Source organism: Ruegeria sp. BG3, from assembly GCF_056538485.1.
This window is the reverse complement of record NZ_JBQFTE010000002.1, coordinates 200867-225239: the sequence shown is the minus strand read 5'-3', so window position 1 is coordinate 225239 and position 24373 is coordinate 200867. Positions and strand designations below refer to the sequence as shown.

Sequence of the window (24373 nt, the reverse complement as noted above, 5' to 3'; positions counted from 1 at the left end):
AATGATTGTTTGGACGTAAAGGATACGGCAACAATTTTGTAAGAGAGTAATGAAATGACTGCTTTGTCCAAGGATGCCGCGTTCTGGAGCAAAATCTCGCGAAAGTACGCGGCAGACCCAATCCGCAATATGGAAGGGTATCTGAAAACACTTGAGCTTACGAAGTCGTACCTGAAAGCAGACGACAACGTACTGGAAATCGGGTGCGGGACGGGTTCAACAGCGCTGCTGCTTGCACCGCATGTTGCCCATATCACCGCGACGGATCTCGCTCCGGGCATGATCGAGATTGCCGATGAGAAGCGTGCGAAAGAAGGATTGGAGAATGTCACTTTCAAGGTGGCCGAAGTTCTTGAGCACGGTCTTGACGAAGGGTCTTACGATGCGGTCCTGGCGCACAATTTACTTCATCTCCTGCCCGATTTGGACCAAGCGCTTGAGCACATTTCCGCACTTACAAAACCCGGTGGGTTTTTCATATCCAAAACCGTTTGCGCACCTGAGAACGGTGGTTTCAAGTATACGATGATCAGTCGGGTCGCGATCCCAATCATGCAGGCTATTGGGAAAGCCCCATTTGTGTATTTTGTGTCTGGATCAGTGCTTGAAAGTAAAATTGCGTCCGCAGGCTTCGATATCCTCTATACGTCTGATCAAGCCTCAATGCTCCAAAGCCGCTATATTGTCGCGCAAAAATCTTAAAGTTATAGTTCGTTTAGCGGCATGCATTGAAACGATCTTTGCGTCATATTACGCGTTACTCTTTTACTGTAATGAACGGAGTTACTTGGCTCTGCTTCTGCCTAAGGAAAGATATTGCGAAAGGCTGTTTTGTTCGCCCCAACGCCATCCGATGTTCTTGTAGCTAGGGTTGGCTTGGGCTCCTGTCGCTGTGGCAATCAAAAACTCAGATGGTACTAAGTATTGGCGCGATGATCGAGTTGGTTATTTCGAAGCTAAAGTGGTGATGGGTGCTACGGTTTTTGTGACAACACCTGACCTCGACTTGTAAACGAGATTCCTTGAGTGCCGCTTCCACCAACCATGATAGCTTCAACAATAGGGGGTAGTACCGGCACTTCCGCCGACCAAGTAACTACGAAATTCGCGCCAATCCCGTCTCCGACGCTACCGATAGGTACAAGAGCATTCATCGACCCAAATGGCATCAGTTGCACAGGCTCATTGATGAGAGTTTCAAGAAGCTGCCCCGCTCTGTCGTAATATTCGACACGCTCAACTTTGATCTCTGATTGAAGACTAATGTTGTGCACAACAAGGGTAGACGCGAGCGGCTCGCTGCGGCCCTCCTGCGTGAAAACGCGCGAGTAAGACGGAACATAAATGACTTGAGATGTTACAGTCTCCGCAACCTGTGCGAATGAAAGGCTTGGTACGGTCATCAACGAAGCCAAAACCATTGAGAAAGTCCAGAAAGATTTGCGGGAGAAAAACTTCATGTAGGCGAATGCTCCGTTTCTTCTGTTGTCAAAATGAGCATACGGATGACAAGATTCGGCGCAAGAATATGTCTGCTTTGTCCCCCGTCCTGTCATCTGCGGGTCTTGCGGATAAGGTCCCCACTTGAGCTCTTGTTGCAGTTGTCGGCATCGTAGCATCAAGTGAATTGACTGACAGCGAGACATAGAAATTTAGTTGATTTGACTCGTAAGTTTGTTCTGCTGACAGGGTGTTCTGGCGGCCGAAGATCAACTCCGCTGAAGGCTTTGGAAGGGCGCGGTTTCGATCCGGGTAATGGTTATGTTTTATGTTTTCTCAGTTGGGGAAGTTTTTTGGGGGGTATTGGCGGAGTTAGGATAGGTCGCTTGCCAACTCGTTTTGGTACCCAAAGAGTGCAGGCAACCCACCCGTGTGCACCATGACTACTTTCTGCCCCGGTTGAATTTTTCCTGCGTTTACCAAATGCAACAATCCAGCGAAGGTTTTCGCGGTATAGACGGGGTCAAGGAATATTCCTTCCGTGCGAGCCATCTTGTCCAATGCAGCCCGCGTCCCTCCACTGAGTTTGCCGTAGCCGGGAGGCAGCGCTTCATCCATAACGTTAAGCCTGGCATGCAACGGCGCTGCGTCGATATCCAACAAATCCGCCAGTTTCTGCAGAACGGTTTTCATTCGGACCATTTGCTTTTCGCTATCCCGGCGTACGCAAACGCCAAACACAGAAGCAGCTTTTTCTTCCAAGGCTACTCCAGTCAACAAGCCTCCATGTGTGGCTCCACTACCTGAGGGTACGACAATCGCATCGATATCAGGCATCTGCTGACACAATTCTTGTCCAGCGACGACGTAGCCCAAAGCACCCAAAGGCGGGTGGTTTAATCCCAGATGAATGACATAAGGTTTGCGTCCTTCAGCTTTCAGTTCGTCTGCACGTGCGTGCAACGCAGCATCTGCTCCGGCTTCGTCCTCACCCTCAGGGTAGGTCATGTGTTCGGCGCCCAGAATTTGTGCCAAAAACACATTCCCAGAGCTGTAATACGCATCGCCCATATCCGGCACGCGCTCTTCCAGTTGCAGGACGGATTGCATGCCCAATTTTGCTGCGGCGGCTGCAGCAGACCGAACAAAGTTTGACTGAACTGCGCCGGTGATCAGAATAGTATCCGCACCTTTCTGCAGGGCATCACCGAAATAGAATTCAAGCTGACGCGTTTTGTTTCCGCCAAACCCAAGCCCGGTGAGGTCATCGCGTTTCAGCCAGAGGTCGATGCCCAATTCCGAAGACAACCTGCCCAGCCGATCCAATGGGGTTGGGCCTGACATGAATTGGGCCCGCGGAAATCTGTCTAGTTTATTGTCTTGTGTCATCGTCTGCCCTTCGAGTTTACGCGATCGCAAATGCGCGATGAAAGAGAACGCCACAGGCTATCAGAGATACCACGCGGATCGCCGTTGTGACCAAGGTCTGCGGTAAATGTGGCCCCATTGCACGACCAAAAAAACTGCCGATCAATGTGAGCGCCACGAAGCCCCATAGCTGCGGGCCATAAGCGAAGGCTTGAGTCTCGGACAGGCTATGCAACAGGAATGCGATGCCGTATGCCACCAGCGCAATGGGTTGAACCAACTTGGCAACTTCTTTGGCAGGGCGGCCTTTCGCAATCAATCCAAAAACCATTAGCGGGCCGGGCGTCGCTGCCCAAACAGTCGCCAACCCGGACAAGCCGGAAACGGTCGAAAACCCTGCTGTTCCAATTGAGCGGCGCAGGGGCAGCAAGGTCGTTACAAGCCCGATCAGCAACAGGCTGGCTGTTAGGGCAAGGACAAACGCCTCGCTCAGCCAGGGGTATACGACAAGGCCCGCGACCACTCCGATGAGGCATCCGATGATTGCCGTTCGAATGGTCTGTCGGTCGGCCTTCAACACATTTCGGTCTGTCGCGACCGCTGAAACGACGGTATTCAAAAGCAGCAACATTGGAACAGCCGTTGACGTACCAAGCAGGATCATCATCGGCGGTCCGGCAAGGATGCTAAACCCGATGCCGACGCCGACTTGCAGCATTGCGCCAAGGCCGATGGCAACCATCAGGATGGCTAGATCAACGGACACTTAAATCCTCCAAGTCCCGCGCGATACTGCTGTTCCTTTAGGTCCAAGGCATGATGCCAACATAGGATTTGCGCGTCGCAACGGTATGCGCCATCTGCGCCAGTGTCGTCAAATCGAAGACGGGAAGCTGCAACTCGTCCTGAAGACGCGCGGCATAAGGCGGCAGATCGGTACATTCCAACACTAGCGACCGTATGTTCGGCGCTTTGTGTTTGAGTCGCCGCGCCGCCTCAAGGACTTCTGCCTCAATTAGATCGGTGTCCATGTGTGTGCGCGTGTTTCGCAGGATCACCTCAGCGAATTCGCTGGTGTCCTCTAGGCCTTGTACCGCGACGGGAATGCCGACCGCGCCGACCCCTTCGAAATGCTTCGGTGTCAGGGCAGATGCATCTGCGGTTAACACGCCCACCGGGGCATTCGCCCCGGTCATGTGAAAGGCCAAAGGCACCTGTATCAAACTGGATGCAAAGACGGGTACGGAAACAGCTGCAGCCAATTCCTTTTGAAACAAAGCCAGAAATCCGCAGCTTCCCGTGATTGCCCGAACGCCCTCGGCCTCAAGCCGTTGCGCGCCCTCGATGAAGGGTGCCAGTAGATCGGGTGTCGGGTTGTTGAGTAGGGTCGGGACAGTGATGCCGTCGATCATTTCGTAGAGAACGGGAAACGGAAGGCTGGACGGATTCTTAATGTGCCCGGGCGGTTTGGGAAAATAGCTTTCAAGGCACAAAACCCCGATCGATGCCCCGCAGATGTTTTGGCCACCTTCGTAAATTGGCATGGTGCTCAGGTCCTTTCGAATAGGGGATTTAAAAACGGGCCAGCGAGAACGGGTCCAGATTGATATTCGGGCTGCGTCCGGACACCAGATCCGCCACAAGCTCTCCGGTCTTTGGCGCCATCATCAGCCCGTAATGAGAATGGCCGAATGCTGTAAAAAACCCGTCCTTTCCGTTCAGCGGCCCAATCGCTGGCAGGCTATCGGGAAAAGAGGGGCGTCGGCCCATCCAGAACTTTGCCTCACCAGTATTTAGGTCCGGCACCAAAGATTTTGCCTGATCGGTCAGTATCTTTTCCTTGCGCGGATCGGCTGGCGCATCAACGCTGCCAAACTCGGCCGTACCGGCGACCCTAAGGCCGCCCTGCATCGAACTTGCGACGACCTTTGCGTCCACATCCATGACCGAGTTGTTCAGTACAGCCGAGGGGATCGGAAATTCAACGTGGTAACCTCGCTCGGCCACCAACGGCACGGGTAGGCCAAGGGGTTTGAGCAGGTCGGCAGACCACACTCCGGCTGCGAGGACAATATTGCGCGCGTGTAGCGTGTCATGCGATGTAGCAAGCTGCCAAATGCCGTCTTCGGTGTGGCTCAGCTTGGTGACTTCGGACCGCACAAACTCGGCCCCTTGCGCACGCGCTTTTTCGGCCAATACAGCTCCCAAACGCCCGGGAGACGTTGCTCGAGCCTGACCCTTGATCACAATCGCAGCCTTGAGGTCTTTTGACAGCGCTGGTTCCAGACGCTGCAATTCAGTGCCATCGACACGCTCCAATTCACCGCCTTTTTCCTTGCGGATCAAATAGCCAAGGTCGTTCAGCTTGGCCTGTTCAGGGTTCCGGAACGCGTGGATGTAGTAACTGTCCACAATTAGCGCTTCGTGGCCCGTGCCCTGCAGGTGCCGACGGTACAGATCAATGGACGGACGACACAAAACCTCCATTGCATCTGAGATCTCGCGAACCGACTTTTCGCCGGACTTGCCCAAAAAGCGCAGCCCCCACGGGATCATCTTCGGCCAGAAGGACGCCCGGACCGAAAGCGCGCTTTTCGGGTCCAAAAGCATTTGAGGCAGCTTTTTCCAAATGCCCGGAACGGCCTGCGGAATGATCGACCAGGGCGACACAACCCCCGCATTGCCAAACGAAGTTTCCTGTCCAGGGTCGCTCCGATCGATTAGACGGACCGATATGCCCCGTTCTTGCAGCGACAGCGCGCAACAGATGCCGACGATCCCCGCGCCGATGATGGTCACTTGTTCTGTCATCGTATCAGGCCGGGGAATGGCTGCGATTGCGCGCGATCAGTTGGGAGACAATGACCGGCGACGCGACGGCAAGCGCTATCAGGTCAGCCGTCAGGCTGGGCGCAACAAAGATCACCCCCGCGATGGCCATCAGGATACGCGACGCGATGTTCAGCGGTTTCAGCCAGTATCCGACCACAGCTGCGGACAGGGCGATGACCCCGGCGATACAACTCGTGGCGGTGTAGGTGAATTCCCACAGGTTGAACCCGGTTGAGGACACGAACAATAGAACCGGCGCATAAACGAAGGCCATTGGCGCGATCACCTTGCCCAACCCAAGGGTAAAGGCAGAGAGACCAGTTCGGAAGGGGTTTGAGTTCGCAATGGCCGCCGCGGCATAGGCCGAAGTGCAGACGGGTGGCGTGATCTCGGACACAACACCGTAGTAGAGTACGAACAGGTGGCTTGCGATCGGCGGGACACCCAGCTGCGCCAGCGCGGGCTGTGCGACTGAGACCAGCATGATGTAGAGCGCGGTGGTGGGGATGCCCGCGCCCATCAGGATGCAAACAATGGCAATGAAGACCAGCGAGATGAACAGTTGCAGGTCTTCCATCGCAAACAGCTGCCAGCTGCCAAACGAGATCATGTTGTACAGGTCAGCGGCCAGATTGCCTGCGCCTTGAGTGACCATGAACCCGATACGGAAGCCAATGCCGGTTGTGTTGATAACACCGACGACAATGCCGACGGCGGCAGCAGCGGCGCCCACGGCCAGCGAGTATTTCACTCCCAACTCAACCGCTTGCAGCATCTCGGGTACTTCGATGCGTTTCTGCGGGTTCAGCGTGGCGATCACCGACAAGGCACACAGGATCGCTGTCATCGTCAGATCGAACCCGCCATCTGAGAATTTCCATAGCACGAAGGCCAGAAACGCCGCGGCATAGATCAGCGTGGGTGGTTGTTTGATGCGCGACATGCCTGCGATCACTGCCAGAGAAATCCCGCAGAAGGCGGACATGAACGGCGTATATCCTGTGAACAGCACGACCAGCAGACCGATCAGAGGTACAATGTTGGCCCAACCTTCGGCCCAGACGGCCTTGAGTTGCGGCAGTTGCTCTTTCGCCAAGCCTTGCAGGTTCAGCTTGCGTGCCATCAGATGCACCACGGCAAAGACGCCGACATAGTGAAGGATCGCGGGGAAGATCGCGGCGATGACGATGGTAGTGTAGGGCACCTCAAGGAACTCTGCCATGATGAAGGCCGCTGCCCCCATGATCGGCGGCGTGATTTGCCCTCCGGCTGACGATGCAGCTTCGACGCCGCCCGCAAAATGGCCGGGGTACCCAAGGCGCTTCATGTTGGGAATGGTCAGCGCGCCGGTCGAAACGGTGTTGGCCACCGAAGAGCCCGAGATCGTGCCGAAGAACGCCGAGGATACCACCGACACTTTTGCCGGCCCGCCGGTATAGCGACCCGCCAAAATGGTTGCGTTGTCGATGAAGAGTTGCCCCAATCCGGTGCGCTGCGCGATCACGCCGAACAGGACGAAATGGAACACGATGGTCGAGACGACCCAGAGGGTGACGCCATAGATGCCTTCCTGCGGGAAATACATCGACGACACGAAGGTTTTGAAGTTGACACCTGGATGCTGCAGCAAGCCGGGGAAATACGGACCCAACAGGGCGTATGAGATAAACACACAAATGATCAGTGGCAGCACCCAACCCAGCGTGCGGCGTGCGATGTCCAGAACCAGCAGGATGATGATTACGCCCAAAACCACGTCATAGGTGTTCGGGTTGCCCATTCGGAACGTCTGTTCCTCGATCCCCAGAAACGGGATGCCGCGCCATGCGACCCCAACATAAAGCGCCGCGATGATCCCCAGCGCCATAAAGACCAAGTCGTACAGAGGAATGTTGCCGATACGGAACCGGCTGACCTTAAGCGCATAGAGGTTTTTGGAGCCGACAATCGGAATTGTCGCGTAGACCAGAATGAACAGCAGCGCCAGATAGATACCCATGTGCCAATGGTCGGCGGGCAGGCCAAAACCGGCCGTGAAGAATTCGTAGAACGCAAGGATCAGGGCAACAACGCGCAGTACCTTGCCTGCGGTGGGCGTGACCTGCCGGACGGCGGCGCCTTCGTCGAACTGTTCTTCGATGGCGGCCAGTTCCTCGGCCGTCAGTTCGTGGTCATCAAGTTTCTGGGTCTCGGACATGATGGCCCCCCGATTTCGCATAATTCCAGGGTGCGGTGCCCCACGCAGGGGCACCGACGACAATTGTCAGAAAGCTACGATTACTGAAGCAGACCGGCTTCTTTATAGAATTTCTCGGCCCCAGGATGCAGAGGCACACCCAGCGCCTCGACACCATCCAGCGCTGTATCGGGCGTAATCTGCTTGCCTTTGGCGTGACCATTGTCCAGCAGCTTGCGGGTATTGTCGTTCCACAGCGCCTTGGTCAGGCCGTAGACCAGTTCGTCGGACAATTCCGAAGACACTACCAGCATCGCGCTGACCGCCGGGGTTTTGGTTTCACCGTCGATACCTTCGTAAACGCCACCCGGGATGGCCGAGGGGATGTATGCCGGGATGATCTCATTGATCTTCGCCATGTCTTCGTCGCTGAAGGAATGCAGATTCATGCCCTTGGTTGAAGACAGCTGAACCATCGCAGCTACGGGCCAGCCTGCAGCGTAGAAATAGGCGTCAAGCTGACCGTCAGCCAGACGCTCGGCGCTTTGGCTGTTGTTCAGCTCGGCCTCATCCATGTTGTCACGGTTGACGCCCCATGCATCGAGCATCTGAAGCACGGCAACCTGTGTACCGGAACCGGCTTGCGCGATGCCGACGCGCTTGCCTTCCAGATCGCTTAGGTCGTTGATTGTTTCACCTGCCGGCAGAACCAAGTGCAGGTCTTCGGGGAACAGGTTGGCCACGATGCGAAGGTTGGGGTGAGGTTTGCCCTCGAACTTACCCTCGCCCAGATACATCGAGCGGGTGACGTCTGCTGCGGCCAGACCGGCCTCAAGCTCTCCGTTCTGAACGGCGGCGTTGTTGAACACCGACGCGGTGGTGGATTGAGCGATAGCAATCAGCCCCGGTACGCCGCATTGGCCGCCTTCTTCGCAGGGGCGCGAACCCGGAGGGGCGGAGATACCGTTCGCGATGGTGCCGCCGATGGGGAAGTAAGTTCCGCCTGCGCCGCCTGTGCCGATGCGGAAAAAAGTTGGGTCCTGTGCCAGTGCCGGGGCGGCAAGTGCGCCTGCCAGGGCCAGTCCCGTCAAACATTTCACAAATTTCATCATCATCTCCCTTGTTGGATCGTCGGATTCGGTTCGGCCGAATTTCGATCCTGCAAGCGTAGTAGCAATTTTCATAAATACAAATTTGTTATATTTCATAAAACTAAGGTTTAGCTTATATATTAACCATGAACCTTATGCAGTTGACTGTTTTTCGCGAGGTGATGGAGACCGGCTCTATCTCTCAAACCGCCAAGAAACTGAATCGCACCCAGCCTGCGATCAGTCTGGCCTTGAAGAACCTTGAAAAGACCCTTGGCCTGACACTGTTCGAGCGTAAGGGACGGAGATTGGTCCCGGTTCCCGAGGCGCATTACCTTTTGGCCGAAACAACAGGTATTCTGGACCGCCTTGCAACGATTTCCAGTACAATGGAAGGATTGATTAAGGGGCATTCCGGCAGCCTGAATATCGCTACAATGCCAGGCCCATCCGCTTTCTTGTTCCCGCGTTTTATCAGCCAATCAGTCGGCGAAAACCCCGAGATACGTATCACTTTGTCGACACGCAGTTCGCCTCAGATTATTGAGCTCGCAGGCACGCAGAATATTGATTTCGGCTTTGCAGACTTCGATCATTCAACCGGGAAAGAGCCTCAGTATTCAACAGAACTGATCCGGGCAGATTGTTTTTGCGCCGTTGATCGTGACAGCCCACTTGCTTCACGCGGGACCATATCCATTTCTGATCTCGACGGAGCGCCTATGGGAGGATTGCATGCCACGCACCCGTTCCAGCGTAAAATTCGACAAGAGTTTCAAGATGTTTCAGCTGACTACAACCCAACAGTGACCTGTCAGTACTTTCTACCCCTGATACCCTTTGTGAGCTCAGGTCAGTGTTATTCGATCGTGGATCCGTTGACCGTAGCGACTGAACGAGAACTAAACCTGTCCAACGGAAAAGTCGCGTTCGTGCCCTTCCAAAAGCCGCTCAGATATGAATATGCGCTCCTTGAGCCAGACCACCGACCACCGTCTCAACTGGCTTTAAAGATCAAAGCGGGCTGGAAAGCTGAAGTTATAACGAAGTTGACAGGTGTGAACGCCAACCCTCATGCAATTGGGATGGATGAAACAGTAAGCGAGCAAACTGAATAGCATTGTTTTAAAACGAAAAATTGATCGGAGGGAATGTCGACTTGGATCGACTTGCGACAAGTAAAAAAACGTCCAATGGCAGGCTTAAGCCGTTCGAGGCTTTGTTGCATGCAACGTTCAAGCTTGCCATTGAAGTGTCTGCTAACGTCTTCTGCACTCGCCATCCATGAAGGACTCATATACGTCCTTGTAGTCCGGATGCCAGCGGCTAAGCGTGGGGCGGTTTTCAATCATTTCCGCCAAGTTCCATGCGATGCGTTTTTCGTCGATTTCCCGCGTCACGTCGTTGTCCGGGCACAGGATGTAAAAGTTACCCCGCTTCACACTTTCAATGAAGAAATCAACAGTCTGCTCAGCGGTCCAGGCAGAGGCGGATTTTTCCGGTGCAGAGATCATACCGGTGTAGACAAAGCCGGGAACCAGCAGATGGGCTGTGATTTTGTGTCCCGGGCCGGTTCTCAACTCGTGTGACAGCGCTTCAGTAAAGGCCTTCAAAGCCGCTTTTGAAACATTGTAGGCCGGGTTTCCGGGCCGGGTGGTAATACCCTGTTTTGAGCCGGTGTTGATGATTGCGCCCGGCCTGCCTCTGGCGATCATATTTGGAGCAAAGACCTGCGTGCCATGGATCGGCCCCCACAGATTGACACCCAGCATTTTCTCCCAGGGTTCCGCAGCGCCTAATGTGGATGACTTGCCGACCACACCGGCATTGTTCATCAGTATATCTGTGCCGCCAAAACGGTCTGACACCTGTTTTTCAAGCGCTTGCAATTGTGAGCGATCGCTGACATCGACCTCGGCGGTAATCACATCTGCGGCCCCGGCAGCCCTGATCAGATCAGCGGCGGTGGTCAGCTTCGCAGCATCCCGATCAACGACAACAGCACGCATGCCCATTTGAGCGAATTTCATCGCGGCAGCTAGACCAATGCCGGATGCCCCGCCTGTGATGACGGCAACAGAGTCGGAATGGAATGCGGGATGGGTCATACGGTACACCTTTTCGATTGCGGAAATCTGGCGGCGAGCCCGGACGCCAACCCGAGCCTGCTGCGTGCATCACGCTGCGTCAACGACGTCGGAGTTCAAGGTCATCATGCCTTCTATACCATAGGCGATAAAGAGCGCGTTGGTGGCCGCTTCCGCCTGCTCGTTCATTGGAACAACAGGCTCTGCCATGCCGCTTTTGTCCACTTCATTGCGGAATTTGCGCTCGCCTGCGGGCGTATGGATGACCTCCAACACCGCGTCCGCTACGATTTGAGGCACCTGCAAGGGATTGTTAGCGAGGGACTCTCCCATGCCTTGAAGCATGGCCTCAGGTGCACCGGCGAACTCGCCATAACTTGCATCCCGATCACGCGACGTCGGAGCAATAAGGTTGGCTAAGAAATTCGTCGGGAAACCCCCCGGCTCAATCACGGCCACGTCTACACCGAGTTGGCTCAACTCCCAGCGATAATTCTCGCTCATGGCTTCAACCGCCCATTTTGCTGCATTGTAGGGCCCCAGGAACGGAACGGTGACCCGACCAAGAAGGCTGGTGACATTCAAGATCAGCCCGGATCGCCGCTCTCTCATCTTCGGCAGCACTGCGCGCGTCATGCGCTGGACCCCAAAGACGTTGACGTCGAAGATGCGTTGGAAGTCTTCGCCGGAGAAGTTTTCCTGTAGGCCGTGTGCACCGGCACCCGCATTGTTGACCAGAACGTCGACATGGCCAAAGGCTGCCTCGACCGCGGCGACGCCTGCTTCGACCGACGCGTCGTCGGTCACATCGATATTGACCATTTCCACACCGATCTCACGCAACGCCTTGGCAGCGTCTTGGTTGCGTCCGTCCGGATCGCGGACTGTCCCGGCGACGCGATGCCCGGCCTTGACCAAGTCAGCCACGATCAGATTGCCAAACCCGCTGCTGGCTCCTGTGACGAGAATGTTCATTTGCTTTCTCCTGCATGTGATCCCGGTCTGGGACCGTCTGATGAGCCCAAGTTAGGTATTGCCAAGAAAAAGCAACAGATGTATCAAAATGAACCAATGGTTGTGAATATTAGAACAGTCGGCTTACATGCTCTCATCAGCTTTCACACAGTCGCGCGTCTGGGAGGTATCAGTGTTGCAGCCGACCATCTGAATGTGGCGAAGTCCGGGGTCAGCCGACACATCTCTCGGCTCGAAGAGCATTTTGGTGTCAAACTGGTCGAACGCAGTGGCAGGTCAGTCAAGTTGACTCCTATAGGCATTCGGCTGCATCAGCGCATTCAATCCATTCTGGCCGATATCGACCTCCTCGAAGACATTGCGCGCGAAGAAATTGGCGATGTGTCGGGACAGGTCAATATCGCTGCTACCGCTGAATTCGGGTCGCTCATCGCCTCGACGCTACTTCCGGCTTTGCGAAACAGGTTTCCCGATCTTACTTTGGTCATGCGTCCGGCCTATGACTTTGAAGATATGCAAGACCCGAGCACGGATCTGGCTTTTCGCATAGGCACGTTCGATGACGACCGCCTAGTTGCAAAGGAACTCGGCAGCTTTTCATGCTGGTTGGTTGCTGCACCGGAGCTCGCGGCACGCTCCCCTGTAAGCGCGCCAAGCGACCTTAGCGACAAACCCTGCCTGACATTCCGCAGTGATATTGCAGAGACCACATGGACATTCTTCTCACCCAAGGATGTATCTCCAATACAGGTCTGCGGGCCGTTTGCAACGCGAAGCTTCCCGGTGTTGTTCGACTTGGCAGTGACCGGACAAGGCTATGCTTTTCTGCCAGAGTTTATGCTGGCGGAGGCCGTGAGCAATGGTCGGTTGGTCAGATGTCTTCCCAACCACGTATCGCGACCATATTCGGTTTTTTTGACCTATCGCCCAGGAACGCGTCGCATCGCGCGCGTCGACGCGGTCGCATCGCTGGCTGAGAAACTGATCCCCACACTTCTGCAGGGTGTCGAAACGGGATAGGGCACAAGGTGGCTACTCAATAAGTTATTGACAACAGCGGCTTGGGTGACGGGTTGTGCCGCAGGTTTTTCATTCAGCTCTTTTGGAATCGCGCGCAAGCAGCGAAGGTCCGGATCAAATTGCTGTAATGTAGCGGTGTTGCGCATAGGCCAATCGTAGGTAAGGGCTCATTTTATCGTTCAAACCCGAGCAATGCCTAAGAAATCGCAATCAAGGTCGATATCTGCTAGACCACAACCGCAAGAGCAACTATCGAGCGGGCCAAGGGCTTTGCCCCCTCGGCCTGCGTCCTCACCCCCAAGATATTTTTAGCCAGATGAAGCTCGGATCAACATTTTAAGGCTTGGTTCAGGCTTTTGCGGCCTGTGAAAGGGCCGAGGTCTGATGTGGTCCATCCACTGGTGTAGGTGACGCTGATGATGCGCGTCCAATCGGCGCTGGCTGTGATCAGTTCTGGCGTCTCGCCGCAGTCACGCAGGCCACCAGAGATATAGTCTTCGCCGATGCGATGGTTGGTTAAACCGGGTAGAGAGGTGATCTCGGCCAGCGCGCCCTCTTTGTAGCGCCAGATGCGTAGGGTTTTGGCGAAGTGGGGGCGGTCGATATAAGCGATCTCGGTATAGCCATCGCCATCAAGGTCGGCGGCTCCGATCGGGGCAAGCCAGCGGAAGCGGGTTCCGATATGCGGGGTGGCAGCGATCTTTGTGCCGCTTGCGTCGTAGATTGCAAGTTGTGCGCCAAGTTGAGCGTGCGACTCGACCACGATCACTTCGGGCGTTCCGTCGGAGTCGATGTCCACCAGTCGAGGAGAAAGGTCTTCGAAAACCCGATCCTGCGGCAGGCGCATCGTTTGCACATTGTCTGAACCGCGCGTTTCAACCCGGATTTCCAATGCGCCGTATTCCACCTCGTCCCCCAATACGCCATGGGCATAGCGTGTTGTGGGTTCGATAAATCGGGCTTCGATGATTTCTTCTGATGCTGCGGCGGAGCTTGCGCCCGCCAGCCAAAGGCACGACATCAGTGTCGCGCCGCGTGCCCGACGGTGCCAGGGGCAGGCTGGGGGACGCGGCGCTTTGGAGTGCATCAGATCTGTTTTTCCGGCATTTGCACGACCAGTCCGTCCAGTGCGTCCGTGACCTTGATCTGGCAGGTCAGGCGCGAGCGGGCCGGATCGGGCTCATAGGCAAAGTCCAGCATGTCCTCTTCCATGTCGTCCTTGGCGGGGATTTTCTCTACCCAGTCGGGGTGAATGTAGACGTGGCAGGTCGAGCAGGCGCAGGCGCCGCCGCAATCTGCCTCGATGCCGGGAATGTTGTTGTCTCGGGCACCTTCCATAACGGTCAGCCCATTGGCGACGTCGACTGTATGTTCGGTACCGCTATGCTCGACATAGGTGATCTTTGCCATGGCTTGCGTCTTCCTTTTGCGATGTTCGAATTCTTCCTTAATCAAGGCATTTAGCTCTTTCTAGCCTCATTTGCGACTCTGTGCGCCGCGTCTGGACTTTCTGTGCAATTGTTCTATTTTTGTTCTCATGCTTGTTGCCGCGACTTACCCTGATGTTTCAAACCGAACCTGGCCCCGACCGCCGGCCTGTTTGCCTGCCAACCGGTTGGATCAGCCGCCCGAAGGCGCGCGGGTGGCGGTGGCGGGTCTAGTGATCCTGCGGCAGCGACCCGGAACCGCCAAAGGGGTGATCTTTCTGACGCTTGAGGATGAGACGGGGATCGTGAACATCGTGGTCTGGCGCAAGATCTACGAACAATTCCGCCGCGCGGTGATCTCGGGGCGTTTGCTGAGGGTCACGGGCCGAATGCAGAAGGCCGACGCCGTGATCCATGTAATTGCGGAAGAGATCGAGGATATCTCGGGAATGCTGGATGTGCTGGTGCGGGGAGAGGGGTGATGTCTACAAAGGCGACAGCCTATCTGCCGATTACCACCGCCCCGAAGCGCCACCTCCGCCTGAACGCCCTCCGCCAAAACCACCACTGCTGCCGCTGTTATTGGAAACCTGTGCGATGTAATAGGAAAACTCTTCATTATACCCACAGTAAGAACACTCGACCCGGCGCGCACCCGAGCCAGGCATTGAGGTGGTCGGCCGCAATATGACACGACGGCTCTGACGAATGCTGCGTTGACCACAGTTTGGGCATTTGCGGAAACGAGCCAGCACATCGCCCAAAAAATCGCGCCCTTTCATCACAACAACAAAGATTGCAGACGCCGCAAAAAGAAACAGTGGAAGTTCATCATCCTGAGATTTGACCGGGCTGTCTTCGCCGGCTCGAAATGGCATGATGATATCGTCGATGACTGCCTTTGTTCCCGTCTTGATCCCGCTAGGATAATCACCGTTTTTGAACGCCGGCAGGAAATCGCTGTTTACGATATCCCGAGCGGTAGAATCCCACGTCCGGGCATAGGCCGCCCCTAGTTCGATACGCATCTCGCGGTCGTCGCGTAAAACCAAAATCAAAACACCATCATTGCGTGTGGCGTTGCCGATTCCCCAGTTGTTGAACAGCCCGGTGGCAAACTGCTCAAGGGTTTGATTCTGAGAATAATCTGACTTTCTAGCAAGAGTTACCACAGTCATTTCGACGCCGGTCTCATGGCGCAGTCGATCAAGCTGTTTGGACAGAGACACCTCTTCAGGTGCAGCTAACAAATCAGCAAAATCGTTTACTGTCGTAGTTTGCGGATCCGGATAGGTTTGGGCCGCAGCTGCACTAGCGAAAAACAAAAGGAAAAGAATCAGTCTCATTTAAATCGAATTATTTCAACAATATGTTTGCATTTAGACGCGACAATTCATCGCTTGAACAAAACACTCTGCGCTTGTTTGCTACTGTGATCCCCACGCAGCTCGGCGTGTAGCGCGCGTCCGGCTTGAACGGCGGGGCGGGCGCTGACGGCCTCTAGCCAGCGGGTGAAGTGAGGCTTGTCGTCCAGAACCTGCTGCTGACCCTCCCAAAGGCTCGCCCAACCCCAGATAGATATATCGGCGATCGAGTAAAAATCACCCGCAACATACTCGTTCTCGGCCAGACGCCGATCCAGCACGCCGTAGAGCCGGGCGACTTCGGTCCGGTAGCGGTCTTTGGCGTAGGGCAGGTCCTGCGGAGGCTCTAGGTTGGGAGCATATTTCAGGAAGTGATGCGCCTGACCCGCCATCGGGCCAACGCCGCCCATCTGCCACATCAGCCACTCTTCTACCGCAACCCTGTCCCGTTCGGTCGCGCCGTAAAACCGGCCGGTTTTACGGGCCAGATACATCAGGATCGCGCCGCTTTCGAAAACCGTGATCGGCGCACCATCGGGGCCGTCTGGATCGACGATAGCGGGCATGCGGTTATTGGGCGAGATCTTAAGGAACTCCGGTTCGAACTGGTCACCCTTGCCGATATTGATCAGATGCGTGGTGTAGGGCAGCTCCATCTCTTCCAGGGCGATGGAGCCTTTCCAACCGTTTGGGGTTGGCCAGAAATACAGGTCGATCATGATGTCTCCTCAAGCTGACGGGATCATGAAGCTTTCTGAGCAAACGGCAAGAGGCCCTGTGGGCGGGGTAGGGCAAAAAACCGTGACCAGCGCCTGTGCGGTTTTTCGGGGATACCGCGTTTGAGCCTTTGCAGGCAGAGGCGCTCGGGGTCGCGCAGCAAGGCGTTGTAGACGCGTAGCACGCCTGGGCGTGTGTAGCTGGACCAGTGGCAGATACGCCGCTCGGGCGCGGCGAGCGGGGAGATTAGCGCCGACAGGTGATCCACCGTGTCCGGGCAATCGATCTGCAATGTGACCGAGTTTGGTGCCGTCAGGCCCGCGCCAATGCTGACATCGCCACGACAGGGTGGCTGGATGAAGGTTTCGTAAAGAAAGTCGAATAGATCGTTCTCGCGGCTGATGATGTTGATGAAATCAGCTGCGCGCCCGGCAGGTGTTTTCAGGGCCGCGACGGTGCGGGATTGATAGGCGGCTCCGGTGAGAGAAATGATCCGACTGAGAGCGCCGGGTGGAATGTGATGCAGAGCCTCCAGCGCCACTTCGATACCCATGGAATGGCCGATGAAATGGATCGGACGCTTTGGATTTAAATGATGCACTTTACGAATGACGTCAGCCAGTACTTTGCCCGCTTCAACGGCACGACGTTGCGCTGACCAGAGCGGGCCCCGCGCGTCCCAACCAACGGCAATGGCAAGACCTTCGTCCTCAAACCCGCTACCAAAGCCCAGATGCTGCGGCCAGCTGGGGCTGTACCAGGGCATCGCCTTGGGGTGCAGCGATAGAATATGCCGGTGTGGGCAAGCACCGGCATCGTCGGGCCGATACTTGTATCCGTGGGTCATTAAAATGACTGGCCCGTCGGATTGCTGGGCCTCTTGCACAGCATCGATCAGGGGTCGGCAACTACCATGCAACTCAGCACGTCCATTGACAGCCTTGATCCTGACTACTGGCATAGCTCTGCCCCATACAAGATGTTGTGGTGTCGCTTTGTCATGGCGCTATGACGTTTCCGTGAATGAACGATTACAGAACCGTGACGTTGCAGGTGTCAGGCTTGACGAATTCGCAACTGCGGCGTAAGGGCAACAACACCACGTGGCGATTTGTTACCGGATTGCGGGCCACGCTAAACAACACCGCTAAAAGGTCAGGATGAAAGGCCCCTTTCGCTTGACCGCGTCTGGGGTTTTTTTGATGCGCCTCGGGGATCGAGGCCGAAAGGAATGACATGAGCGAGAACTGGACCAAACGCACCCAAGCCGTCCATGGCGGCATCCGTCGCAGTCAGTACAATGAGGTGAGCGAAGCGATCTTCCTGACCCAGGGCTTCGTATACGACACTGCTGAGCAGGCCGAGGCACGGTTCCTGGAATGTGGCCCGGATGAGTTCATCTATGCCCGCTATGGCAACCCGACAGTGTCGATGTTCGAACAGCGCATCGCCGCGTTAGAAGGGGCCGAGGATGCCTTTGCCACCGCGTCTGGCATGGCGGCTGTCAATGGTGCGTTGACCTCGATGCTGAAAGCGGGGGACCATGTTGTCTCGGCCAAGGCGCTGTTCGGGTCGTGCCTGTTCATCCTGGAAAACATCCTTACCCGCTACGGTGTCGAGGTGACGTTTGTCGATGGCACCGATCTTGACCAGTGGAAGGCGGCGATCCGCCCCGACACCAAGGCCGTGTTCTTCGAGTCCATGTCAAACCCGACGCTCGAGGTGATCGACATTGCCGCCGTTGCGGAACTGGCCCATTCGGTTGGTGCTCTGGTTCTGGTGGACAACGTGTTCTCGACCCCGGTGTTCTCGCGCGCGGTCGAGCAGGGCGCGGATGTGGTGATCTACTCGGCGACCAAACATATCGACGGGCAGGGCCGGGCGCTGGGTGGTGTGATCCTGGGCACCAAGGAGTTCATCCGCGGCACGGTCGAACCCTACATGAAACACACCGGCGGTGCGCTTAGCCCGTTCAGCGCGTGGATCATGCTGAAGGGTCTCGAGACGATGGCGCTACGGGTCAACGCGCAGGCCGCAACGTCGCAGGCCGTGGCCGAGGCGCTGGAAGGTCACTCGGCGCTGGAGCGGACGCTTTATCCAGGTCTGAAAACCCATGCGCAGAACGCTCTCGTGCAGACGCAGCTCGGGGGCAAGGGCGGAACCGTACTGTCTTTGGACATCAAGGGCGGCAAGGACGCGGCCTTTGCGTTTCTCAATGCGCTGACGATCCCGGTGATCTCGAACAATCTGGGGGATGCGAAATCCATCGCGACCCATCCGGCAACCACAACCCATCAGCGTCTGAGCGATGAACAGAAAGATGAGCTGGGCATCACACCCGGTCTGATCCGCCTGTCCATTGGTCTTGAGGATGCAAACGATCTGTTGGCCGATATCCAACACGCATTGGACGTCTCGCAGGGGCAGTAGAAAACGCCTCAAACTGGTGACGCTACAGGCAGAGAGGTGGTGCAACCTGCCTCTATGATCCACCGAGGTTGGCGTAAACTGTGTCGCTGCCGCGCGCAGAATGCCGGATTTACGCTGGGTTTTTTCGATCCATCCTGTTAATTGGCCCGTATCGGGTTAAACTGGATACTGAACTTCAGCCGTTTTTATTTCGACGGCCAACCGAGGAACCTCAGCCTATGAATGTTCACCCCCGTGACATCGACGACGCACCAAACCGGGAACAGGCCGCAGAAGCGCTGAAATTGCTGCGGCAATGGGCCAAGACCGCGCCTGCGGCCGAGATCAGCCAGCTGGACCCGTCCTTGGCGCGGCTCGTGCCCGGCATGTCGGCGGTGAACTATCCGTCCCTGTCACGTGAATATCCCGAAGGTTTTGTCGCGGATGAGGAGTACCGGGCCACATTGCCCGACCTGCAAAACGGCCCGTCCAGCCTGATACGGGGCGCCAAGCAGCAGATCCAGCACGTGGGCATCTCGAACTTTCGCCTGCCGATCCGGTTTCACCGCAAGGATGGGGACGACCTGACGCTTGAGACTTCGGTCACCGGCACGGTGAGCCTTGAGGCGGAAAAGAAGGGCATCAACATGTCCCGCATTATGCGGTCCTTCTACAAACACGCTGAGCGGACTTTCAGCTTCGAAGTAATGGAAGCCGCGCTGAGCGACTATCTGACCGACCTCGACAGTTTCGACGCGCGCCTACAGATGCGCTTTTCCTATCCGGCCAAGGTGAAAAGCCTGCGCTCTGGCCTTGAGGGCTACCAGTATTACGACATCGCGCTGGAACTGATCGAACAGAACGGTGTGCGCCAGAAGATCATGCATCTGGACTATGTCTATTCCTCGACCTGTCCTTGCTCGCTGGAACTGAGCGAGCATGCCCGGTCGCAGCGCGGACAGTTGGCGACGCCGCACTCGCAGCGCTCGGTCGCGCGGATTTCAGTGTTGGTGGATTGCGACGCTGATTGCCTGTGGTTTGAAGACCTGATCGAGTTGTGCCGCCGTGCGGTCCCGACGGAAACACAGGTCATGGTCAAGCGCGAGGATGAACAGGCCTTTGCCGAGTTGAACGCGGCCAATCCGATCTTTGTCGAAGACGCTGCGCGCCTGTTCTGTGCCGAATTGCTGGCCGATCATCACGTGGGCGATTTCCGTGTGATCGCCAGCCATCAGGAGAGCCTGCACAGCCATGATGCGGTCTCGATCCTGACGGAGGGGCCCACATTCGCGGCCTCCAGCCTTGATCCGCGTCTGTTCACGACCTTATTCCACGTGGGTTAACCCTCCGGAGATGCGGAAAATTTAGCCGCGTCCTCCCAAAAACAGCGCTTTTTCGCCGCAATGCAGCAAAACTTGCTGCGTATGCGCAGTAAATGGGCTATGAAGGCAGGGAATGCAGCTGCCGCTTGCCCGTTGTCAAACGGGTGTGCCGCCCCCGGAAGGAAGCCGAGACGTGCGACGCCTTGGACTGCAAGACCCCGCCAACCGCCCGAGTGATCGGCGCGGACTGGGCATCCCTCTCTCAGTGTTCCGGCTGCATCGCATTTACAGGAGAGACATGTCATGAACCCAATTTCCCAACCGTTGGAGCTGCAGGCGGCTGCAATGCGCGTGGCTGGATACGCCGTGGTCAGCCAGATGAAAATTATGCAGATCATGGCCCGGTCGGCCATGGAACTGCCGATGGCGCCCTTGCACGCGCTGCGCAATACTGCATCGGAGCCGGCACCGGCCAAACCTGCAGCAAAACGTGCGGCTGCACCTAAAACTGCTGCAAAACCTGCTCCGGCTAAGCGGGCATCGACTGCTAAGAAGGCGCAGCCCAAACCCGCCGCGCCGAAGCCCAAGGCCGAACCGGTTGCAAAATTCACTGCCAAACCGCGCCCGGCGGCAAAACCCGCAGCCGCCAAAGTTGCCACCGCACCTGCAACGCCTAAACCGGCGGCTAAGGCAGCTCCGGCTGTAGCAAAGCCCAAACCGGCTGCTAAGACGACCCCCGCAACAGCAAAGCCCAAAACAGTTGCCAAGGCGGCGCCTGCACCGGCGACATCCAAACCCGCGGCCAAGGCTGCCCCTGCGCCCGCAACACCTAAACCTGCGACTAAGGCAACTCCGGCAAAGACCGTGGCAAAAAAGGCGGCACCGGCCAAAACTCCGGCGGCCCCCAAGACTGCGCCAAAACCCGCGGCCAAGGCACCAAGTGCGGCACCGGCCAAAGCGGCTGCAGCGACGACAGAGTCCCCTAAACCGGCCCCTCGCAAGACGCGCGCGCCGTCTAAACCGCCCGCGATGCCCAAGGTCGTAGCGAAATCCGACGAGTAATCGGGGTCATCTGCTTGACACGGTCGGGCTGGCGCGCCAACGCTGCGCGTCATGATGGATCTTCGCCCGGTCGGATATGTGATTGGCATGCTGGTCGCCATTCTGGGGGCGACCATGCTGCTGCCTATGCTTGCCGACATGATCGAGGGGCGGGGCGAGTGGCATGTCTTTCTTGAAAGCGCGATCATCACCGTTCTGACCGGCGTTGTCCTTGCACTGAGCTGCGCTAATGGCGTGGGTGAGGGTCTGACCATCCGTCAGACCTTTTTGCTGACCTCGGGCGTCTGGGTCGCGCTGCCGGTGTTCGGGGCTATCCCGTTTCTGTTTGGCGAGACCGAGCTACGCTTTGTCGACGCATATTTCGAGGCGATGTCGGGTCTGACCACCACGGGATCGACTGTGATCTCGGGGCTGGATGACCTGCCGCAGGGCCTGCTGCTGTGGCGAGGAATCCTGCAATGGCTGGGCGGCATCGGGATCATCGTTGTCGCTATGGTTTTCCTGCCTGAGCTGCGGGTCGGTGGTATGCAAATCTTCCGCTCGGAAGGGTTTGAAACCATGGGAAAAATCCTTCCCCGCGCACAGGAGATCGCGGGCCAGATCTCATTAATCTATGTGTTTCTGACGCTAGCCTGCGGCCTTGTCTATGCGGCCGTCGGGATGGGGTTCTTTGACGCGACGGTCCACGCCATGACGACCATCGCAACGGGCGGATTTTCGAACTACGACAGCTCGTTTGCAACCTTCAGTGGCCCGGCGGAATACGCGGCCTCGGTCTTTATGATCCTCGCGGCATTGCCGTTCGTGCGCTATGTGCAACTGGCCAATGGCAACACCTCGTCGCTATGGCAGGACAGTCAGATCCGGGCCTTTTTAGCTACCATTCTGGTACTGGTCGTGGTGATGTCGGTGTTCCTGACCTCGGTCTTTCCGCACCATTGGGAGAGGGCCCTGCGCGAGTCGCTGTTTAACATCACTTCGATCATCTCGGGCACCGGCTATGCCAGTGTCGACTACATGCTCTGGGGCAGCTTCCCGATTATGTTGTTCTTCCTGATCGGCCTGATCGGGGGCTGCGCCGGATCGACCGCCTGTTCGATCAAAGTGTTCCGCTATCAGCTTCTGTTTGCGTCGATCAAAACGCAGATCCGGCGCATTCGATCGCCGCATGGGGTGTTCGTTCCGCTTTATGACGGGCGCCCCGTCAGCCGGGACGTTCTGACCTCGGTCATGAGCTTTTTCATGTTCTTCGTCCTGTCGATGGGGATTCTTTCTTGGGCGCTGGCGCTGACCGGGCTGGACTTCATCACATCCGTTTCGGGTGCCGCGACGGCGCTGGCCAATGTCGGGCCGGGGCTGGGGAGTCAGATTGGCCCTGCGGGCAATTTCGCCGGCTTGAACGACACCGCAAAATGGCTGTTGACCGCAGGCATGCTGGTTGGTCGGCTCGAGTTGCTGGCCGTCTATGCAATCTTTACCGTCCAATTCTGGAGAGACTGATGAAAAGACCCCTTGGCGCGCAAATCTCCCATATGCTGAGGGATCGCGGCGTGGATGTGATTTTCGGCATTCCCGGCGTCCACAATCAGGAAATGTATCGCGGCATTGAAGAGGCCGGGATCACCCATGTGCTGGCCCGGCATGAGCAGGGTGCTGGTTTCATGGCCGATGGCTATGCGCGCGCGACGGGTAAGCCGGGCGTTGCCTATGTCATCACCGGTCCGGGGCTGTGTAACATCATGACGCCGATGGGGCAGGCCTATAGCGACTCGGTCCCGATGCTGGTGTTGTCATCCTGTCTCGATGAGACGCAGGCGCAGCGCGGTCAGTTGCATCAGATGAAGGACCAGCAAGGCGCCGCGGGCACGGTCGCGGACTGGTCGGCGCAAGCGAACACTGCGCAGGCTGCCTATGGCCTGGTCGAGCGGGCATTTGAGGAATTCGAACTCTCGCGCCCGCGACCCAAGCACATTCAAGTGCCGATTGCTCAGCTTGAGGGCGATGCCGATCCCGCGCCATTTCCGAACCAACCGGCCCTGCGCACCAAGGTGTTTGCCCCGGACGTCGCGCCGGTTGTGTCCTTGCTGAACATCTCCAAACGACCTTTGTTCATTCTGGGCGGAGGCTGCAAGTCCAACGAATGGCGGCAAATCCTGACCCAGCTGGGGGCGGCCTGTTTCACGACTTATGCCGGACGCGGCATGGTCGGAGCGAACTATCCGCTGGATTTCGGGGCGATGCTGCCTCGTCCCGGCAGCGCCGAGGTGATCGCCTCGGCCGATCTGGTGATCGCTGTTGGGGCCGAGCTGGGTGAGGTTGACCTCTGGCGGGAAGAGCTTGGCCATTCGGCGCATCTGGTCCGCGTCGATCTGGACCCTGAGGTCCTGTCAGACCGCCACCGCGCCGCAGTCAAAATTCAGGCCGACAGTGCCAGCTTTGCCCGCGCCCTGTGGGCTGTGACCGAAAGCGCCAAACCTGCGACAGGCTGGACGGCGGAGGAAGTCGCCGAGACCCGCAACCGCTGGCGGGCCGAGGTCGATGCAGAGCGCCCGGGTATCGTGCCCGTCGCAGATATGCTGCGCGCCGCGATGCCTGCTGACACCATGATCTATTCCGACATGACCCAATTCGCCTACGCCGCGAAAGAAGTCTGGGACATGGCCTATCCCCATCATTGGCACCATCCAACCGGCTTTGGCACCTTGGGCTATGCGTTGCCCGCTGGTATCGGTGGGGCAGTGGCGCGGCGGGGACGACCGACGGCGGTGATCGTCGGGGACTATGGGTTCCACTACACGATGCAAGAACTAGGCTTGGCGGTGGAACTGGGCCTGCCGTTGCCGATTATACTCTGGGACAACGGCAAACTGAAAGAGATTGAGGACAGCATGGTCCGTAGCCAGATCGCGCCTAACGCGGTTGTGGCGCGCAATCCTGATTTCTGCAAACTGGCTGAGGCGTTTGGGGCGCTGTCCAGTGCCCCGAAAACTGTGGATCAGATGCAGGAGGCGATCAAAGCTGCATTTCAGGCCTCAGGGCCAACTCTAATATACGTCACGCCGGACATTCTTTAGTCGGGAAAC

General features: G+C 56.9%; 23 protein-coding genes and 1 riboswitch. Of the genes, 8 read left to right on the top strand and 15 right to left on the bottom strand.

All coding sequences use genetic code 11. The features are described 5' to 3' along the window. The first annotated feature begins 54 nt into the window (after positions 1-54). Positions 55-702 (top strand): class I SAM-dependent methyltransferase, encoded by a 648-nt coding sequence (locus tag ACR0AI_RS04705; protein ID WP_480671962.1) that lies wholly within the window; start codon positions 55-57, stop codon positions 700-702. A gap of 272 nt (positions 703-974) precedes the next feature. Here ACR0AI_RS04705 and ACR0AI_RS04700 read toward each other — a convergent pair whose 3' ends face one another. The 7 genes from ACR0AI_RS04700 to ACR0AI_RS04670 form a co-directional block, all read right to left on the bottom strand. After that, entirely contained in the window at positions 975-1460 is a 486-nt protein-coding gene (locus ACR0AI_RS04700; RefSeq protein ID WP_480671960.1) for a DUF3124 domain-containing protein, read from the bottom strand. A 352-nt stretch (positions 1461-1812) separates the two neighbouring features. Beyond that, the gene (locus ACR0AI_RS04695; protein ID WP_480671958.1) at positions 1813-2766 is read right to left on the bottom strand and encodes a D-cysteine desulfhydrase family protein; all 954 of its coding nucleotides are present in this window, start codon (positions 2764-2766) and stop codon (positions 1813-1815) included. A 79-nt stretch (positions 2767-2845) separates the two neighbouring features. Continuing rightward, the gene (locus ACR0AI_RS04690; RefSeq protein ID WP_480671956.1) at positions 2846-3574 is read right to left on the bottom strand and encodes a TSUP family transporter; all 729 of its coding nucleotides are present in this window, start codon (positions 3572-3574) and stop codon (positions 2846-2848) included. A gap of 37 nt (positions 3575-3611) precedes the next feature. Continuing rightward, on the bottom strand, positions 3612-4352 hold the full coding sequence (locus ACR0AI_RS04685) for an aspartate/glutamate racemase family protein (RefSeq protein ID WP_480671954.1): 741 nt from the start codon (positions 4350-4352) through the stop codon (positions 3612-3614). A gap of 28 nt (positions 4353-4380) precedes the next feature. Further along, positions 4381-5619 (bottom strand): NAD(P)/FAD-dependent oxidoreductase, encoded by a 1239-nt coding sequence (locus ACR0AI_RS04680; protein WP_480671952.1) that lies wholly within the window; start codon positions 5617-5619, stop codon positions 4381-4383. 4 nt (positions 5620-5623) lie between these two features. Continuing rightward, positions 5624-7837, bottom strand: a complete 2214-nt coding sequence (locus ACR0AI_RS04675) for a TRAP transporter permease (RefSeq protein ID WP_480671950.1) — start codon at positions 7835-7837, stop codon at positions 5624-5626. An 80-nt stretch (positions 7838-7917) separates the two neighbouring features. Beyond that, positions 7918-8925 (bottom strand): TAXI family TRAP transporter solute-binding subunit, encoded by a 1008-nt coding sequence (locus ACR0AI_RS04670; RefSeq protein WP_170377124.1) that lies wholly within the window; start codon positions 8923-8925, stop codon positions 7918-7920. A gap of 137 nt (positions 8926-9062) precedes the next feature. Between ACR0AI_RS04670 and ACR0AI_RS04665 the strand changes: the two genes are divergently transcribed. Next, positions 9063-10025 (top strand): LysR family transcriptional regulator, encoded by a 963-nt coding sequence (locus tag ACR0AI_RS04665; RefSeq protein ID WP_480701261.1) that lies wholly within the window; start codon positions 9063-9065, stop codon positions 10023-10025. Between the two features lie 141 nt (positions 10026-10166). Here ACR0AI_RS04665 and ACR0AI_RS04660 read toward each other — a convergent pair whose 3' ends face one another. Then, entirely contained in the window at positions 10167-11015 is an 849-nt protein-coding gene (locus tag ACR0AI_RS04660) for an SDR family NAD(P)-dependent oxidoreductase (protein ID WP_480671946.1), read from the bottom strand. A 69-nt stretch (positions 11016-11084) separates the two neighbouring features. Continuing rightward, positions 11085-11969 (bottom strand): SDR family oxidoreductase, encoded by an 885-nt coding sequence (locus ACR0AI_RS04655; RefSeq protein ID WP_480671944.1) that lies wholly within the window; start codon positions 11967-11969, stop codon positions 11085-11087. Here ACR0AI_RS04655 and ACR0AI_RS04650 point away from each other — a divergent pair, their 5' ends adjacent. Next, positions 11970-12989 (top strand): LysR family transcriptional regulator, encoded by a 1020-nt coding sequence (locus ACR0AI_RS04650; protein ID WP_480701259.1) that lies wholly within the window; start codon positions 11970-11972, stop codon positions 12987-12989. 328 nt (positions 12990-13317) lie between these two features. On the opposite strand, the gene ACR0AI_RS04645 is transcribed toward ACR0AI_RS04650, so the two are convergent. Together ACR0AI_RS04645 and ACR0AI_RS04640 are read right to left on the bottom strand one after the other, a co-directional pair. After that, positions 13318-14010, bottom strand: a complete 693-nt coding sequence (locus ACR0AI_RS04645) for an FG-GAP repeat domain-containing protein (RefSeq protein ID WP_480701257.1) — start codon at positions 14008-14010, stop codon at positions 13318-13320. A 65-nt stretch (positions 14011-14075) separates the two neighbouring features. Further along, positions 14076-14399 (bottom strand): 2Fe-2S iron-sulfur cluster-binding protein, encoded by a 324-nt coding sequence (locus ACR0AI_RS04640; RefSeq protein ID WP_170376365.1) that lies wholly within the window; start codon positions 14397-14399, stop codon positions 14076-14078. A 127-nt stretch (positions 14400-14526) separates the two neighbouring features. Here ACR0AI_RS04640 and ACR0AI_RS04635 point away from each other — a divergent pair, with 127 nt between their 5' ends. Next, positions 14527-14898 carry an OB-fold nucleic acid binding domain-containing protein gene (locus ACR0AI_RS04635; protein ID WP_480671939.1) on the top strand — a complete coding sequence of 124 codons (372 nt, stop codon included), beginning with the start codon at positions 14527-14529 and terminating at the stop codon, positions 14896-14898. 30 nt (positions 14899-14928) lie between these two features. Here the strand turns inward: ACR0AI_RS04635 and ACR0AI_RS04630 are convergent, their stop codons facing one another. The 3 genes from ACR0AI_RS04630 to ACR0AI_RS04620 are packed head-to-tail and all read right to left on the bottom strand — an operon-like array spanning position 14929 to position 17458. Continuing rightward, complete coding sequence (locus ACR0AI_RS04630; protein WP_480671937.1) at positions 14929-15762, bottom strand: TPM domain-containing protein; 834 nt, start codon at positions 15760-15762, stop codon at positions 14929-14931. 47 nt (positions 15763-15809) lie between these two features. Continuing rightward, positions 15810-16499, bottom strand: coding sequence for a glutathione S-transferase N-terminal domain-containing protein (locus ACR0AI_RS04625; protein ID WP_480671935.1), 690 nt, complete (start codon positions 16497-16499; stop codon positions 15810-15812). 23 nt (positions 16500-16522) lie between these two features. Next, complete coding sequence (locus tag ACR0AI_RS04620; protein WP_480671933.1) at positions 16523-17458, bottom strand: DUF726 domain-containing protein; 936 nt, start codon at positions 17456-17458, stop codon at positions 16523-16525. A 132-nt stretch (positions 17459-17590) separates the two neighbouring features. Further along, a riboswitch (SAM riboswitch) is annotated at positions 17591-17668 on the top strand. Between the two features lie 65 nt (positions 17669-17733). Here ACR0AI_RS04620 and metZ point away from each other — a divergent pair. Beyond that, on the top strand, positions 17734-18927 hold the full coding sequence (metZ, locus tag ACR0AI_RS04615) for an O-succinylhomoserine sulfhydrylase (RefSeq protein ID WP_480671930.1): 1194 nt from the start codon (positions 17734-17736) through the stop codon (positions 18925-18927). Positions 18928-19145: 218 nt separating this feature from the next. Then, positions 19146-20249: a GTP cyclohydrolase FolE2 gene (gene folE2, locus ACR0AI_RS04610; RefSeq protein ID WP_480671928.1), complete on the top strand. Its 1104-nt coding sequence runs from the start codon at positions 19146-19148 to the stop codon at positions 20247-20249. Here folE2 and ACR0AI_RS04605 read toward each other — a convergent pair. Beyond that, positions 20246-21343, bottom strand: a complete 1098-nt coding sequence (locus tag ACR0AI_RS04605) for a hypothetical protein (protein WP_480671926.1) — start codon at positions 21341-21343, stop codon at positions 20246-20248. The two genes, folE2 and ACR0AI_RS04605, sit on opposite strands and share 4 nt — an antisense overlap. On the opposite strand from ACR0AI_RS04605, the gene ACR0AI_RS04600 reads away from it, so the two are divergent. After that, positions 21342-22790, top strand: a complete 1449-nt coding sequence (locus ACR0AI_RS04600) for a TrkH family potassium uptake protein (protein WP_170487681.1) — start codon at positions 21342-21344, stop codon at positions 22788-22790. The two genes, ACR0AI_RS04605 and ACR0AI_RS04600, sit on opposite strands and share 2 nt — an antisense overlap. Continuing rightward, positions 22790-24364: a 5-guanidino-2-oxopentanoate decarboxylase gene (locus ACR0AI_RS04595; RefSeq protein ID WP_480671924.1), complete on the top strand. Its 1575-nt coding sequence runs from the start codon at positions 22790-22792 to the stop codon at positions 24362-24364. The genes ACR0AI_RS04600 and ACR0AI_RS04595 overlap by 1 nt, the downstream gene beginning before the upstream one ends. Positions 24365-24373: the final 9 nt, after the last annotated feature.